This window comes from Bacteroides faecichinchillae JCM 17102, from assembly GCF_000614145.1.
GTDB lineage: Bacteria > Bacteroidota > Bacteroidia > Bacteroidales > Bacteroidaceae > Bacteroides > Bacteroides faecichinchillae.
Map to the genome: position 1 here is coordinate 100,272 of NZ_BAKK01000004.1, position 16,665 is coordinate 116,936.

15 protein-coding genes and 1 pseudogene are annotated in these 16,665 nt (G+C 36.7%); 13 read left to right on the forward strand and 3 right to left on the reverse strand.

The genetic code is table 11. From position 1 onward, the window contains the following. Window positions 1-120: 120 nt before the first annotated feature. From JCM17102_RS03320 to JCM17102_RS26000, 3 genes and pseudogenes are all read right to left on the reverse strand, one after another. Window positions 121-777 carry an ABC transporter ATP-binding protein gene (locus tag JCM17102_RS03320; RefSeq protein ID WP_025073978.1) on the reverse strand — a complete coding sequence of 219 codons (657 nt, stop codon included), beginning with the start codon at window positions 775-777 and terminating at the stop codon, window positions 121-123. A 9-nt stretch (window positions 778-786) separates the two neighbouring features. Continuing rightward, window positions 787-1,518, reverse strand: a complete 732-nt coding sequence (locus JCM17102_RS03325; protein ID WP_025073979.1) for a tRNA threonylcarbamoyladenosine dehydratase — start codon at window positions 1,516-1,518, stop codon at window positions 787-789. Continuing rightward, window positions 1,500-3,631: pseudogene (locus tag JCM17102_RS26000) on the reverse strand (cation:proton antiporter domain-containing protein). Before JCM17102_RS26000 ends, JCM17102_RS03325 begins: the two are co-directional and overlap by 19 nt. A 200-nt stretch (window positions 3,632-3,831) precedes the next feature. On the opposite strand from JCM17102_RS26000, the gene JCM17102_RS03335 reads away from it, so the two are divergent. The 13 genes from JCM17102_RS03335 to JCM17102_RS21835 all read left to right on the forward strand — a co-directional run bounded on the left by JCM17102_RS03335 (window position 3,832) and on the right by JCM17102_RS21835 (window position 16,000). Next, window positions 3,832-4,839 (forward strand): aspartate-semialdehyde dehydrogenase, encoded by a 1,008-nt coding sequence (locus JCM17102_RS03335; RefSeq protein ID WP_025073980.1) that lies wholly within the window; start codon window positions 3,832-3,834, stop codon window positions 4,837-4,839. A gap of 293 nt (window positions 4,840-5,132) precedes the next feature. Continuing rightward, window positions 5,133-5,261, forward strand: a complete 129-nt coding sequence (locus JCM17102_RS31205; protein ID WP_275564313.1) for a hypothetical protein — start codon at window positions 5,133-5,135, stop codon at window positions 5,259-5,261. Between the two features lie 81 nt (window positions 5,262-5,342). After that, the gene (locus JCM17102_RS03340; protein ID WP_025073981.1) at window positions 5,343-6,050 is read left to right on the forward strand and encodes a glycosyltransferase family 32 protein; all 708 of its coding nucleotides are present in this window, start codon (window positions 5,343-5,345) and stop codon (window positions 6,048-6,050) included. A gap of 55 nt (window positions 6,051-6,105) precedes the next feature. Further along, window positions 6,106-8,313 (forward strand): peptidase domain-containing ABC transporter, encoded by a 2,208-nt coding sequence (locus JCM17102_RS03345; RefSeq protein ID WP_025073982.1) that lies wholly within the window; start codon window positions 6,106-6,108, stop codon window positions 8,311-8,313. 1 nt (window position 8,314) lies between these two features. Then, window positions 8,315-9,631: an HlyD family secretion protein gene (locus tag JCM17102_RS03350; RefSeq protein ID WP_025073983.1), complete on the forward strand. Its 1,317-nt coding sequence runs from the start codon at window positions 8,315-8,317 to the stop codon at window positions 9,629-9,631. Then, window positions 9,628-10,080, forward strand: a complete 453-nt coding sequence (locus JCM17102_RS21820; protein ID WP_033886511.1) for a lanthionine synthetase LanC family protein — start codon at window positions 9,628-9,630, stop codon at window positions 10,078-10,080. The genes JCM17102_RS03350 and JCM17102_RS21820 overlap by 4 nt, the downstream gene beginning before the upstream one ends. Beyond that, on the forward strand, window positions 10,050-10,313 hold the full coding sequence (locus JCM17102_RS21825) for a hypothetical protein (protein ID WP_033886492.1): 264 nt from the start codon (window positions 10,050-10,052) through the stop codon (window positions 10,311-10,313). The genes JCM17102_RS21820 and JCM17102_RS21825 overlap by 31 nt, the downstream gene beginning before the upstream one ends. After that, on the forward strand, window positions 10,310-11,548 hold the full coding sequence (locus tag JCM17102_RS03360; RefSeq protein WP_025073984.1) for a TIGR04157 family glycosyltransferase: 1,239 nt from the start codon (window positions 10,310-10,312) through the stop codon (window positions 11,546-11,548). Before JCM17102_RS21825 ends, JCM17102_RS03360 begins: the two co-directional genes overlap by 4 nt. Window positions 11,549-11,804: 256 nt before the next feature. Then, the gene (locus JCM17102_RS03365; RefSeq protein WP_025073985.1) at window positions 11,805-12,110 is read left to right on the forward strand and encodes a TIGR04149 family rSAM-modified RiPP; all 306 of its coding nucleotides are present in this window, start codon (window positions 11,805-11,807) and stop codon (window positions 12,108-12,110) included. 208 nt (window positions 12,111-12,318) lie between these two features. After that, complete coding sequence (locus tag JCM17102_RS03370; RefSeq protein WP_025073986.1) at window positions 12,319-13,506, forward strand: DUF4934 domain-containing protein; 1,188 nt, start codon at window positions 12,319-12,321, stop codon at window positions 13,504-13,506. Window positions 13,507-13,510: 4 nt separating this feature from the next. Beyond that, entirely contained in the window at window positions 13,511-14,764 is a 1,254-nt protein-coding gene (locus JCM17102_RS03375) for a radical SAM peptide maturase (RefSeq protein WP_025073987.1), read from the forward strand. 7 nt (window positions 14,765-14,771) lie between these two features. Beyond that, window positions 14,772-15,323, forward strand: coding sequence for a hypothetical protein (locus JCM17102_RS21830; protein WP_033886493.1), 552 nt, complete (start codon window positions 14,772-14,774; stop codon window positions 15,321-15,323). A 179-nt stretch (window positions 15,324-15,502) separates the two neighbouring features. Continuing rightward, window positions 15,503-16,000, forward strand: a complete 498-nt coding sequence (locus JCM17102_RS21835) for a hypothetical protein (protein WP_051572730.1) — start codon at window positions 15,503-15,505, stop codon at window positions 15,998-16,000. Window positions 16,001-16,665 lie beyond the last annotated feature (665 nt).

Consider the following 16,665-nt stretch of genomic DNA (forward strand, 5'->3'; position numbering starts at 1 on the left):
CACTCTACTATCATCTTCACAGACTTCCGTAGAGAAGCGATATAAAGATATAGCTAAAAGATAAAACAGCGATCATCCTCTAGCCATTTGGTATAGCTTTTTAGAAGTTTGGTTCTTTAATTAAACTTTTTTAATTATGCCATCCACCATATTGACCGTTCTGTCGGTAATCTTCGACAGGTTTTCATCATGAGTAACAATCACAAAAGTTTGTCCTAAACGTTCCCTCAAATCGAAGAACAACTGGTGTAATTCTTCTTTATTGTGAGTATCCAGACTTCCCGAAGGTTCATCGGCCAAAATCACCGCAGGATGATTAATCAAAGCCCTTGCTACAGCCACCCGTTGTTTCTCTCCACCAGACAATTCATTCGGTTTATGACAAGCACGCTCAGTCAGCCCCATGAACTTTAATATTTCCAAAGCACGTTCATTGGCCTCTTTAGACGAAACCCCTGCTATGAAAGCCGGAATCATCACATTCTCCAAAGCCGTAAACTCCGGCAATAGCTGATGGAACTGAAATACAAAACCGATATTCTTATTACGAAAAGCAGAGAGTTCCTTCTCTTTCATACGGCTCACTACCGTACCATCAAATTCAACAGTACCCGCATCCGGCTCATCCAGCGTTCCCATAATTTGCAATAAAGTCGTCTTACCGGCTCCACTAGGTCCTACAATACTGACAATCTCCCCTTTATTAATCTCAAGGTCAATTCCTTTTAATACTTGTAACGAACCAAAACTTTTGGTTATTCCTTCTAATTTTATCATAATAACCTTCTATAATCGTTTAATAACATATTCTGCCAGATAACATCCAAATACCGCCGGCATATAACTTACCGTCCCACAGGTGGACTTCTTATTCTGCTCGTCATCCGTCAGCCATACTGCTTTCGGGTCCGCCTGTTCCGTACTGAATACTACAGGTAATTTCCGTTTCATTCCCATTTTCTGCATTTTTTTTCGAACGGCTTTGCTCAATCCACAATGATAAGTCTCCCAAAGATCGGCAAAACGAACCTGTGTAATATCGCTTTTTGCTCCGGCACCCATGCTCGAAACAATTTTAATACGACGTTTCATTGCCTCAAATATCAGAAAACATTTCGGACTAATGGTATCGATTGCATCAACAATAAAATCAAACTTTGTAGAATCCAACAGTTCCGGAATATTTTCATCTTTCAGATATACAGACATTACCACCAACTCTATCTCCGGATTAATATCTTTATACCTTGTTGCAAGCACCTCCGCTTTCGACATACCCAATGTAGAGTGCATGGCAGGTAATTGGCGATTCATATTAGTCGGCTGTACAGTATCCGCATCCACAATCGTCATCCGTCCCACTCCCGCACGACAAAGCATTTCAGCAGCATAAGCCCCTACTCCACCCAAACCTACGACCAATACATGCGACTCTCGGATGCGTCTCATTTTATCTTCTCCCAACAGGAGTTCTGTCCGTTGTTGCCAGCTCTCTTCCATCAACTTTTCTTTAACCATTTATAGAACCATTTGCCTACCTTATCATAATGTTGTGATTCATTATATCCGCGTGGATCAGAGAACGAAACAATCTCCTGCGGTTCTCCAACTGATCCGGATACAAGATAATCAAACTATTATTGGCGAAATATTTCCCAAGTTGTCCCGGCAGACGTTCAAATGAAGGATCATAAGAAATAGAACCGCGACGAGCGCTAATTACAACCAACAAATGATCATAATTCACCTGTCCTGTCAATAACAGCAGATCATCCCATTCTTCCAATATCGAAAATTCAGTGGGCGTACCGTTATGTCTCTTTTTCACCAATTGCTGCAAACGCATTAAAGTATGTTCATTGGCAAAGAAATGTACCCGACATCCCAGCATACTTCCCATCCGGCAGAAATGTTCTACCCATTTCTGAAATCCGGTTTCATATTCCGCTTTTGGCGGTACTGCAATATTGATACGGCGAAGTGTATTCACCGGCATCAAGAACTTTGCAATCATCACTTCCCGATGCGTACCTTTCAACAGATTTTCCGCCAGATTTCCAAAGAAGGAATCGACTATATTAGCTTTCCGGTGCAGCCCGATAACAACATCCGTAGCTTCATATTCTTTTATAGTATGTATAATTCCCGAAGCAATATTTAAATCATAACGGCTCACCATCGTTACCGGTACATCTGCTGCCGCAGCAATCATAGCCGCTTTTTCAAGATTACGTTTTCCTTGCAATTCTTTATTCTCGGAACTGTTATTGTCATTAATCACATTCAGCGCTATCAGTCCATTTTTTTGTTTGGCATCCTTTATAACTAAAGCCAAGTTTATCAGGTCCTCAATCGTTTCAGGATTGGCAACCGGAATAAGAATCTGTTCCTGCAATTTTTTTTCGCCTTCTTCTTCCTGAACACTTTCATTAATGGCAAAACGACGGGCGGAACGTTCGGTCACCAGAGAACTGATGATGCATGTAAATAGTATCATAACAACCGTACCGTTCAGTACGTCATCATTCAGCAGCCGTTCCCCGTTCTCCATAATGATTTCATGTCCAATCAGTACCGCAGCCAACGTAGCCGCCGCCTGTGCATTACTCAGTCCGAACATCATGCTCCGTTCGTTAGGTTGCATATGATAAATCTTCTGAGTAAGCCATGCAGCCAACCATTTACTAATGGTAGCAACAATTGTCATAACTAACGCTACTTTCAATGCTTCTCCTCCCATAAAAAGGCTACGGATATCGATAATCATTCCCACTCCAATCAGAAAATAAGGAATAAATAAGGCGTTTCCTACAAACTCCAATCGGTTCATCAGCGGAGAGACATGTGGAATCAAGCGGTTCAGGACAAGACCAGCCAGGAACGCTCCGAGAATCCCTTCCATTCCCACAAACTCCATCAGACCACCTCCCAGAAAGACCATTGCCAGCACAAACACAAATTGCATCACACTGTCATCATACTTCCGGAAAAACCATCGGCCGATACGTGGGAAGAAAAATATAATCAAGAAACCCAGGAAGGCAACTTTCACCACCAACAGCACCCAAAACATACCGTCAATTGTGCCTTTATACATTCCACCGATCACAGCAAGAATTATCAAAGCAAGTGTAACGGTTACAGCAGTACCACCAATCGTAATATTTACACAGCGAAGTCGGGAAAGCCCGTATCTACTAATAATAGGATAAGCAATCAATGTATGGGAAGCATACATACTTGCCAATAAAACGGCTGTAGTAAAACCATAACCGAGAAAACTCATGCTACTCCATACGCCAAGCAGCATCGGGATAACGAAAGTAAACAAACCGAAGACAACACCTTTCGTCCGGTTTTTCTTGAAATCCTCCATATCCATTTCCAATCCGGCAAGAAACATGATATAATAGAGTCCCACTTTTCCAAACAGTTCGAAACTACTATCACGATCCAAGATATGGAAACCATGTTCGCCAATCAAGACACCAGCCAAAATCATTCCGATAATATGAGGAATATGCAGACGTCCCAGAATCATTGGCGCAAAAAGAATGATTATTAATACAAGAAAAAACACCCAGGTCGGGTCAGTGATTGGTATGGTTAAATCAAAATCAAATAGATTCATACGTCCATGGTTTTAGGATTTTACTGCAAAGGAACAAAAAAAGTTCGCACACCTCCAATTCGTACAGAAAGAGAATACATAATAATTCTTCGAATAAAATGCGGTTTATATGGCAAAATGTTATAATTTTGCAGCCAATTCTTTACTATTCGGTAGAATAGAGAGATAATCCAATTATTCACATTTAACAAAAGAAAAAGATGAAAGTAGCTATTGTTGGCGTAAGCGGAGCCGTAGGACAGGAGTTCCTGCGCGTGCTCGATGAAAGAAACTTCCCGTTGGACGAGTTGGTTTTGTTCGGTTCTAAACGTAGTGCCGGAACAACTTATACTTTCCGCGGTAAACAGATCGAGGTCAAACTCTTACAACACAACGATGACTTTAAAGGTGTAGACATTGCTTTCACTTCCGCCGGTGCAGGAACATCTAAAGAGTTCGAAAAAACCATCACCAAATATGGTGCTGTGATGATTGATAACTCTAGTGCTTTCCGTATGGATGCTGATGTACCTTTGGTAGTACCCGAAGTGAATGCCGCCGACGCATTGGAGCGTCCACGTGGTGTCATTGCCAACCCGAACTGTACAACTATCCAAATGGTAGTTGCACTGAAAGCCATCGAACAGCTTTCTCATATAAAAACGGTACACGTTTCTACTTACCAAGCTGCTAGCGGTGCTGGTGCTGCTGCCATGGACGAACTGTACGAACAATATCGTCAGGTATTGGCTAACGAGCCTGTTACTGTAGAGAAGTTCGCTTATCAGTTGGCATTTAACCTGATTCCTCAGATTGATGTGTTTACTGAAAACGGTTACACGAAAGAAGAGATGAAGATGTTTAACGAAACTCGTAAGATTATGCACTCTGATATCAAAGTTAGTGCTACTTGCGTTCGCGTCCCTGCATTACGTGCTCACTCCGAAAGTATCTGGGTGGAAACCGAACGTCCGGTCTCTGTAGAAGAAGCTCGTGAAGCATTCGCAAAAGGTGAAGGTTTGGTTCTTCAGGATAATCCGGCTGAAAAAGAATATCCGATGCCTTTATTTCTTGCAGGTAAAGATCCTGTTTATGTAGGACGTATCCGCAAAGATCTGACCAACGAAAACGGATTGACTTTCTGGATTGTAGGTGATCAGATAAAAAAAGGTGCCGCGCTGAATGCGGTGCAGATTGCAGAGTACCTAATTAAAGTGAAGAACGTATAATAGAAAAAAACTAAGACTTATATAAATATAGTCGCTTACATTGTGAACATTTTCACGTTTGTAAGCCGACTTTTATTTTGGATCATAAAAAAAGAGTGACGCTATATGCACAAGATAGTGACAGTATATGATTATGATACCATCACTATCATTACCGGATAGGGTCACCATTTTCCGTAAAAATCAGAACCTATTCAACAAATTACTCATAATACATTCTTATTTTACTGTAGAAACACTTATCAAATTCCTAAAAAATAAAAAAAACAGGAGAAATTCAAAAAAAATCTTCGATGAAATGGGCTATTTTTAACAAAAGCGATGCTGGTCCGAAATGGTCAGCCATTTTATTTGTTTTAATTACCCAAACTCTTTACCTTGCAGCATCGAAACAAACAAAAGTTCTTGTATCTTTCGGATAGCTCAATTTTATAAATTACTTTATCAAATATAAAAACACCATTTTTACAAAGCTACTTTGTTAATATGAAAAACTTAATACGATGAATAACATTCCGAAAATAATTCACCAATTATGGTCTGGAGAAGAAAGACCCTTACCTGAAGATCTTAAAATATTAAGTGAAACTTGGAAAGAATGTCATCCTGACTGGAGTTATGAATTCTGGGACAATAATCGAATCAAATCTTTTATTAAACAGTATTATCCCAACTATTGGGATATATATTGTAGTTTTCAATATAATATACAGCGATGGGACGCTATACGTTATCTTATTTTAGATAAGATAGGGGGAATGTATGTTGATTTTGACACAGAATGTCTAGCTTCTCATAACGATTTATTTAAAGGTAAAACCTGTTGTTTCTCAATGGAACCTAAAGAACATGGCAAACGGTTTGGGCGTGAACTTTTTTTTAATAATGCCATGATGACATGCGTACCAGGACATCCTTTTATGAAGAAAATTGTAGATACCGTTTTTCAATATAAGAAACCAGATCCGAATGATTTGTCACGAAAAAATAGAGTATTAGAAATCTTTTATACCACTGGTCCTCTTCAAATAATAAAACTATATGAAGAATATCCCGATAAGGATTCTATCTACCTAATTCCTTCGAAATACGTATCCCCTTTTACTGCTAACGAAGTTTCGCTGATAAGGCAAGGATATGAATCTGAAGAATTAGAAAATAAATTAGATGAAGCATATTCCATTCATTATTTCTTTAATGCTTGGGTATAAAAGATAAGAAAGTTTAGCATTATACTATTTTAGAATAGCTAAAAAAGTAAAAGAGATGATTAAGCCCTTTCCTCACTATCAGCAACTTGACTCCATGGACTGTGGTCCATCCTGTTTACGCATGATTGCTAAATACTATGGTCGTAGTTATTCCCTACAGAATTTGAGGGAAAGGAGCTTTATTACCCGGCAAGGAGTTTCCATGTTAGGTATTAGTGACGCTGCTGAAAGTATCGGTTTCAGGACGCAAGGGGTACGAATCAGCTTGGAACAACTTATCGAAGATGTACCTTTACCCTGTATCCTACACTGGAATCAGAATCATTTTGTGGTACTGTATAACATCAAAAAGAGAAAGTCGGGAGCTACTTTCAAAATCTCTGATCCGGGAAAAGGAAAGTATGATATGGACATATCCGGAATTGAGAAATGTTGGATCAGCACCCGAAAGGATGGAAAAGATTCCGGTACTGCTTTGGTATTAACTCCAACGCCGGATTTCTACGAGCGAATCGATGACCAGGAGCAACAGAAAAGGAACTTATCCTTTTATCTCCGCTATTTGTTTCCTTACAGGTCACAGCTTTTCCAGCTTGTAGTCGGGATGCTATTGGGAAGTGTATTTTCACTCATTCTTCCCTTTCTTACGCAAGCAATGGTCGATCAAGGTATAGGGAACCGTAATCTTAACTTTATCACTCTGATACTAATTGCTCAATTAGTTTTATCATTCACTCAAATGGGAGTCGGCTTCATTCAAAGCTGGATCAGCCTGCACATGAATACCCGAATAAGTATTACTCTAATCTCCGATTTCCTTGCCAAACTGATGAGGCTACCTATCCGCTTTTTCGACGCAAAGAACATTGGAGATATCATGCAACGTATTGGAGACCACGGACGCATCCAGTCATTTATGACAGGAACCACTCTAACCACTATATTCTCATTCTTCAATTTCTTTATTTTTGCCTTTATTATGGCCTATTATAACCTGACCATATTGGTAGTCTTTTTAGTGGGAAATGCGTTGTATGTCACCTGGATTTTATCTTTTATGCGTTATCGCCGCAAATTGGATAATGCCCGTTTTGCCCAAGCTTCCGCCAATCAAAGCAATATGGTACAACTCATTACCGGTATGCAGGAAATTAAACTGAATAATTGTGAGAAGCAGCAACGCTGGAAATGGGAATCTATCCAGGTAAAACTGTTTAAAATCAGTATCCAAGGAACTGCTTTGGGCCAAATTCAACAAGTGGGTTCTCTCTTTTTCAGCCGGACTACTTCGCTTCTTATTTCATTCCTGGCAGCCAAAGCTGTTGTAGACGGAGAAATCACGTTGGGTATGATGATGTCTATCAGTTATATCATTGGTCAGCTATCCGGTCCGATCGGTCAGGTGATTGGTTTCAGCCAATCCTTGCAAGATGCTAAAATCAGTTTGGAGCGACTGAATGAGATCAATAATAAAGAAGATGAGATTGTAACTGTGGAAAGCAAAATAAACACACTCCCGGAAGATAAAACAATCAAACTGGAAGATGTTTGCTTTAGTTATGACGGTGCTGAAAGGGAATATGTACTGGAAAATCTGAACCTGACTATACCCCAAAATAAAGTAACAGCGATTGTAGGGGCCAGTGGTAGTGGAAAAACAACTATCATAAAGTTATTATTAGGCTTTTACGAACCGCTAAAAGGTAAAATAAAAGTAGGCAACTATTCGCTTACAGACATCAATCCCCACTCATGGAGGCAGAATACAGGTGCTGTGATGCAAGAAGGGTTCCTTTTCTCCGATACCATTGCAAATAACATTGCACTGAGTGAAGAAACTGTTGACCAAAAGAAACTATTGTATGCCGTAGAAACAGCCAATATCAAAGAGTTTATTGAATCACTCCCTTTAAAATACAATAGTAAAATCGGTATGGAAGGAAGCGGTGTCAGTCAAGGACAAAAACAGCGTCTATTGATTGCGCGGACTATTTATAAAAATCCGATGTTTCTGTTCTTTGACGAAGCGACCAATGCACTGGATGCCAACAACGAACGAATCATATTAGATAATCTAAAGGAATTCTATAAAGGGAGAACGGTAGTAATTGTAGCACACAGGCTTAGTACTGTGCAGAATGCAGATAATATTATTGTACTGGATGAAGGTAAAGTAATCGAAGAAGGAACACATAAAGAACTGACTGAGAAGAAAGGAGCTTATTATACCTTAGTGAGAAACCAGTTAGAGTTGGGAGTATAATATGATGAAAGAGCAAGAAAAAAAAGAAGAAGATATAATAGAACTCAGAAGTGAAGAATTCCAAGAAGTTCTGAGTGGTATCCCCCCATGGATACTACGCTGGGGTATTACCACTGTTGCTATCATCGTCGTTATTTTATTAATCGGCAGTAGCATATTCAAATACCCGGATACCATCACATCTACCATTACACTTACCGGAAGCAAGCCTGCTGCAAACATCGTAGCAAAGTCATCTGGTAAGCTACAAGAGTTATTTGTACAGGACAATCAACTTGTACAGACAGGAGATTATCTTGCAGTCATAGAGAATCCGGCTAAAACAGCAGACATTCTTTATCTGAAGAAATTCTTGCATAAATATATGTCATATCCCGATTCAATCGTTTCATTGCCACTAAAAGATATGAATCTGGGGCTCTGTCAAGCACTTTATTCATCCTATTACCTGGCATTATCCCAATATATTCAGTTCAGAAAACTAGGGTACTATCAGGACAAGATAGATATAATGAAAGATCGGATCAGCAGAAATAAAAAACGCTACCGGGATATGTTGTATCAGGAAGAACTGGTGAGCCAACAACTGGCAATCGCATATAAACAATATCAAAGAGATTCGACTCTACACATAAAGGGGGCAGTCTCGGGCAAATCATTGGAAACTACTTACAATCAATATATCGGAGGACAGCTTTCTATGGAGAATATGCATTCTACACTTGAGAATCTGCATATTCAATTAGCAGAAATGAAAGAAAATTTACTGGATACTGAATATCAATACATCGATAAAGAGAGCACACTGACCACTCAGCTGAAGTCATTGACCATTCAGCTATTAACAGAAATACAAGCATGGGAAATAAGCTATGCATTGATTGCGCCCATACCCGGAAAAGTTACATTCACTAATTATTGGATTGAGAACCAAAATATCATTTCAGGTGATATCGCATTTAGTGTTATTCCTTCATCCAACAATAAATTGATTGGAAAAGCCCTGCTTCCTGCCGAACGATCAGGAAAGGTAAAAGTAGGTCAGAAGGTAAATATTAGATTCAGCAATTACCCGGATAACGAATTCGGTCTGGTAAAAGGAAAGATACAAAATATCTCTCTCATTTCGGTCAAGGTAGAGGCTAAAAATCATTATGTAGTTGAAATCGATTTGCCGGATGGGCTAACGACTACTTATGACAAAGTACTGCCTTTCGTCTCGGGAATGGAAGGTCAGGCAGATATCATCACAAATGATCTGTCTCTGCTGGAACGTATATTATTACCTATGAAGAAAATATTAAATGAAAGCTTATGAATAAACACGAAGTATTACAACGTACCGCCAGGTATTTAATGCTACACAGTAGCTTTACTAGCAATATCGGGCTGTTTGAAGGTAAAATGGGAATTATTTTATTTTTCATGAATTATTCCAGATATACGAAGTGCAAAAGATATGAAAAATTTGCGGGAGAACTCATTGATGAAATTTATGCAGAAATACACATCGACTGTTCCCCTAATTTCGGGAATGGATTGGCTGGCATTGGCTGGGGAATGGAATATTTAATTAGAAACCATTTCGTAAAAGCAGATCCGGACGAAGTGCTGAAGGCATTGGATAACCAAATTTTAGAGAGAGATGTCAGGAGAGTGAAGGACTTTTCGATGGAAAATGGATTGAAAGGAATTGCAACCTATGTAATTAGTCGTTGTGCAGGCAGAGAGTACTCATGTATTTTCGAAGATATATCATTGATTTAGCACAAGCTCTACAAGCAAGCACTCCAGATGATAAAGAAAGTTTTCGTCTCGCCGGTATTCTACAGGATATTATCAATAAGAATGAAACATCCAACGAAACGGATTTTCTGGACAGATTTATAGCTAAAATTCGTATAAAAGATCCCCTCAATTTTATTGTAGGAAGAAATTTAGGAATCAGAGGAGGTCATGCAGGAATAGGACTTAAAATGATGCAGGAGGAAAATTTATGACGAAAAAGAAAGTTTATATATTCAACAGTAGTTCGCGTGCTGCCGTATATGGGATTGGAACGTATATTGCACAACTGACCGATTGTCTGAAAGAGGAAGAGATTGAATTTGGCCTCATCTATATTCATGTAGAAGGGGAGGAAGTGACGGTAACAGAACAAGAAGGATATCAATTAATCTCTATTCCGAGTACGAGTTACAGTAATCCCCAAGGTCGTGAGTATTATGCACGAAACATTGCTTATTTGCTAAAAGAATTCATTCCTGTAGAGAAAGGCGTTGAATATATCTTCCATCTGAATTTTATGGGTAATCCGGCATTAGTTAGCAACCTAAAAAAAATGTTTAGATGCAAAGTCATATTAGTCGCGCATTATTCCAATTGGAGTTTTACTTTGTTGGGAGATAATCTCAAGCTCAAGCGGATTCTCGCAAAAAGGCCTAAAAAACGCGATTATAGCGAGCAGAGCATTGTCAAAGACGTGAAAGAAAATGCTAAAATGATTGCCCAATGTGATAAGTTTGTTTGCATTGCACGTCATTCTATGGACTCATTTACAAGTATCTGCCGGATAGATGCAAAGAAAACCGTATTAATAAACAACGCACTAAAGGATTGCTATATACCTGTAGATGAAGAGCACAAACGAATCCTTAGACATAAATATTACATTCAGGAAGGAATCCCTCTACTGATTTTTGCCGGGCGTCTGGATGAAGTGAAAGGTATCGCTTTTCTTATTCAGGCATTCAGGAAAGTGCTGGAAACATATACTAATGCCAGATTACTGATAGCAGGCGATGGAAGTTTTAATCGATGGCTGAAAGAAGCCAAAGATATCTGGTCACAAATAATTTTTACCGGAAGAATAGAGAAGGAAGTTCTATATGAACTTTATCATATAGCAGATATAGGGATTATGAGTTCTCTCCATGAGGAGTTTGGATTCGTTGCTATTGAAATGATGATGAATCAACTACCTGTTATTGTATCAGATACAGGAGGTTTATCCGAGATTGTAGAAGATGGCATTTCAGGATTGAAAGTACCTGTTATGAATGATAGTAAACAACAGGTTATTGACGTTGATGCATTGTCTGCTAAAATGATACAACTGATTGAGCACCCCGACTTTGCAAAGATTCTAGCAGAAAACGCTCGAAGCAGGTTTCTGGAAAAATATGATCTGACTATTTTCCGAGAAAAGATGTTGAATCTTTACAGGGAAGTTTGACTCTCGCAGCCGACTATATGTCGGTGATATATAAAAAGCAATCTCTTTTATGACTTTACCGATGATATTTAGTTGATGTTTTCACAATTACCGCACTGTGTGTGCATTATTGACAACTAATTATGTATTAGTATTTATCAATTAAATCATCTATTTTATTGCTGAAAAGATATTGACAAATATTAAGAAGTGAGAAATGAAAGATATTGTATTGCGACAGTTTTTCTTATTATTAATCTTTTAAAACTAATTAAAGATGAAAAATTTAAAAAGTTTGAATTTACATCGTCTTGGTCAGGCCGAGATGACAAGAAAGGAAATGAATGCTTTGACAGGTGGTGATGGCACTTATGGTCCTTATGATTTACCTGAAGTTTACATTTGTGGTTGTACATGCAGTTGTCCTTCCGCTACTTGTGGATGCAAATACGAAGGTTCACAACAAGGTCCTGATGATACGTATTATGGAGGTTCTAGTACAACTGATAATAATAGTGCGAATCAAGGCGGTTCTAAAACTAGCACGCATGACTCAAATGAAAGAAATGCTATTAGCAAGTGATAAGCCAACAAGCCACTTGATTATTAATGAATCAATAAATTAGAGCACATTTTTTTAACTCTCTCTACAATATTGTAGAGAGAGTTATCTTGTCTCTTATTAATCATTTTATGAACCCATTTAAAAGAAGGTCTTAAATTCATACCTTCTCAGAGGTATTCATATGGTAATAATTACTTTATCCTTAAATTTTATTATATAAAGTATCATGAAATATCCAATTATTATAACATGTATATTAGCATTTATAGGCTGTTCTACCAAATCTACAACAAACTGTTCTAATGAGCCTACAAATAAAGCCCTTGCGGTTCTTGACATTACGAAGCGTCCTGAAAAGCAAATTGCTCTTGAGAATATCATCGAAAATATAGAATATATCCCATTAGAAACGAATGATAGTATTTTAGTTGATGGGAAACCAAATGTTGTTTCAGACCGTTATATTATTTATTATAATGCAAACGGTCAAATTAATATTTTCACCCGCAAAGGAAAAAGTCTATATTCTTTCAACCGTAGAGGAGGAAGTCAGGAAGAGTATAGTCATATACATAACATCATTCTAGATGAAGAAAAAAATGAATTATATATTCAAGATATTTTCACAAGTAAGATTTTTGTTTATTCGATCGATGGGAAATTTAAACGTAGGTTAGTCTTACCTCGAATGTTTATTCCTGAATGTTTAATGAATTATGATAAAGATTATCTTTTTTGTTATAATTGTTATTTTGAGGATAAAACAGAAAATATGCCAAAGGAAAATATGAATCAAGAAAATATCAAAAACAGAGATAATCCTTATTTCTTTATTTCAAAACAGACAGGAAAAGTGACCCCTTTCAATTATACCATACCAAATAGAATGGGGAATCAAGCCTATACAATAAAAAATGGGGAGATTACAATGACTCACGAAATAAGCATATTTCCTTTAGCGCAAAACACTCATAATATTATGATCACAGAATTTGCAGATGACACTCTTTATTCTTTAAAAGATGGAAAATTATCACCAATAATGATAAAAAAGCCATCTGCACATAAGATGAATCCCCCAATGTTGGTAGGAGTTGATATATTCACTGATAGATACATTTTCATGATGGCATATAAAAAGGAATTCGTTGAAGAATTCCCAATAGGTACTTGTATAATTTACGACATAAAATCCAACAATTTCTATCGGCTTGGTACACGTCTTCCTATATCCTTCCCTATGAAAGGCAATAAGACTACTTTACCTCATAATACAGGTATTGTTTTTAGAAGCGCTGAAAGAATACTTAAAGATTATGAAACTGGCAAATTAGAGGGAGAATTAAAAGAAATTGCCTCAAAGCTAAAAGAAGATGACAATCCTATATTAATGTTAGTTAAAATCAAAGAATAAGACAATGGATAAATTTAGAAGAATATCCCTGATGGATATAGAATATAATTTAATGAACTTAAATCAGTTGATCTTTGAAGTAACGGATGCCTGTAATTTACGTTGTAAATACTGTGGATACGCAGATTTATATGAAGGTTACGATCAAAGAGAAAATTTGAAATTTCCTTTTCACAAAGCAAAACTAATCATTGATTATCTTTATGAATATTGGAAAAAACAGTATTGCGCTGACGTGAATAAGCCGATCTCAATAGGATTTTATGGTGGAGAGCCATTGCTAAATGTGCCCTTTATCCAACAGGTTATTGATTATCTGGAGAGTTTAAATCCTATAGGTAAAAAATTTCATTATAATATGACTACTAATGCAATGCTACTCGATAAATACATGGATTTTTTGGTTGAAAAAGAATTCCGTTTATTGATTAGTTTAGATGGAGACGAAAAAGGTCAAAGTTATCGCATAGATGCAAAAGGTCAGAATTCATTCAATAAAGTTTTTACTAATATACAGTTATTGCGTTCTAAGTATCCTGCATATTTCGATCATTTGGTGATGTTTAATTCTGTTCTACATAATCGAAATGGAGTGGAATCGGCTTATCGTTTCATTAAAGATGAGTTTGGAAAAGAACCTGCAATTTCACCATTAAACAACTCAGGTATTCGCAAGGATAAAGTGAAAGAGTTTTATCAAACTTATCAGAATATGTCTGAGAGCATAAAAAAAGCAACTAATTGCGAAGCTTTAAAAAAAGAATTATTTATTAAAGAGCCAGAAACTAGTGCACTTCTTAATTACATTCACTACATGACAGGAAACGTATTTGACAATTGCAATGATTTAATACTAGGCAGAACAGGTATTCCAAACCCACCATCCGGTACTTGCCCTCCCTTTTCAAAAAAAATGTTTATTACTGTAAAAGGGCGTATTCTTCAATGTGAAAAAATAAATCATGAATTTGCATTAGGACAGATTACTGATAAAAAAGTGGAGCTAGATCTGGAGCAAGCAGCCCAACAACATAATGAATATATATTCCAATATATCAATCAATGCAAGACTTGTGGAGTTAAGCAGATGTGTATGCAATGTGTATACCAAATAGACGATATACATGATAAAACCTCCAAATGTAACAGTTATTGCTCGACTAAGCAACATGAAAAGCATAAAGAATATTGCTTAGACTATTTGGACAAACATCCAGAGCTTTATAACAAAATTTTAAAAAACGTTGTAGTAAGATGATAATAATATGAAAAAATATTGGTTGATTTTATACCCGGATACTTTCTTATGGGTAAAGCAAGATAGAGGATGTATCTATAATGCAAAAAATTACAAGAAGATCTATTTTGAGAACAAGAGAGAACTGTCTAATTTGACTAAGTCTTTACTCGATATTGATCAATTATATCGAATTGATTTGTCAAAAGAACTTCTACAAAAGCCACAGATCAAGAAATGGGTAGATGAAATTATCTCCTCGGAAAGCGGTCAGTTGGTTTTAGATGACGGCATAAATAAAAGACCGGTATCAATGAAACCTGAGCTCAAAGTGCAGGATGACGTAAAATATTACGAATGGGAACATAAACGTGGTATTGATGGTCATATTATAGATAACCTTCACAAAATAATTATCCACATCAATGGAAGTTATTATGGAAATATTGCTTATACCAAACAAACAATATACCACCCGGTCCAAACAAGTTCGGTACTCCATCATGGAATTATTTCATCATTTGTTAAGAATGCCCGTTCATGTAGTTATCTGAGAGAAATGGCATTAGTGGGGATATAGCATCATACCCTAACTTTAAAGGATTATTATCAGACATTCTGGATTTTGGATTTAGAAGAATATCAGTCTATTGTCTGGATAATGATTTCTTAAAATACATAGAAACGAATCAGGATTGGGAGAATAAGGCGATTTCATATACAGTACTTGTATCCGATTATTCAGTGATAAAAAAATTAATGAAAGTCATTAAGCAGTTACCTCCAGTTTCTTTTATATTTCTTATCCGCTCGGAAGAAGAATATGAGAATGCAAACTCTTGTATAGAAAAGAACGAACTATCCAAAGTAGAAATAGTACCTATATATACCGAAGAGAATTTATCTTTCTTTGAAAACAATCTATATATAGATTCAGAAAGTATTTCGGGAATCGAACTATCTAAACGCCAGGTTTTCATCCAACAAAAGCTAAATATTTTCTCGTTTGGCAACTTAATCGTTTTACCCGATGGGAAAATATACGCAAATTTGAATGATCCTTCCATCGGAACAGTCAATGATACACCGCATAGCGTTGTTTATCATGAATTAACTGAAGGAAAATCATGGCTCAAAATCCGTAATCAGGAACCTTGCAGTAATTGCGTTTATCAATGGCTTTGTCCCTCACCCTCCAATTATGAAGCAGTGATAGGAAAACCCAATTTATGTTTTATGAAAAATACATCAATTTAGTTATTGCCGAAGAATTAAAGGTAGCTTTGGGAAAAGCAATGCGGTTATTTTCTTAATATACATGAGAGGTATACTTAAGAAAACAACCGCTTGTTTTTATTATTGCTTGTTTGTTAATCTATTACAAATCTCAGTCTACATATAACAGACATATCAAAATTCATACTATATTTAACAAAAATGCAACCTTGAACTGAAACACAAATAAAAATATTATGAATTACATCCCCCTAACAATTTACTTAATATAGCCCAGATAGTTGAACCATTTAATCATGAATTTCTTTCATTAGATGATATTTATGACCAAGTTCTTAAATAATACCATATTTAAAATCAAGCTATGGATTGAATAAAATCAAGCGGTCAATTATAACAAATGATACGGTCCGTTTAAACTATGAGAAGTTTGTTTTTGTTTATTCAAATGTTTTTTCAATCATTGGGGTGTTTGAAAAAAACATTGAAATCTTTTTTCTGGCATATTACCCGTTTTTCCAGCAAATGAAAATATGTTTGCTTCATGTCATATTTACTTATACCACCCTATCAATCAGCAACATATAATGAAGAAACATTTTAGTTACTACCATGCCTTATTTAACAGCATTTTTTAATAGAAACCAAACATAGAAATGTCACCATAAAAGATGCTTCATCATAAT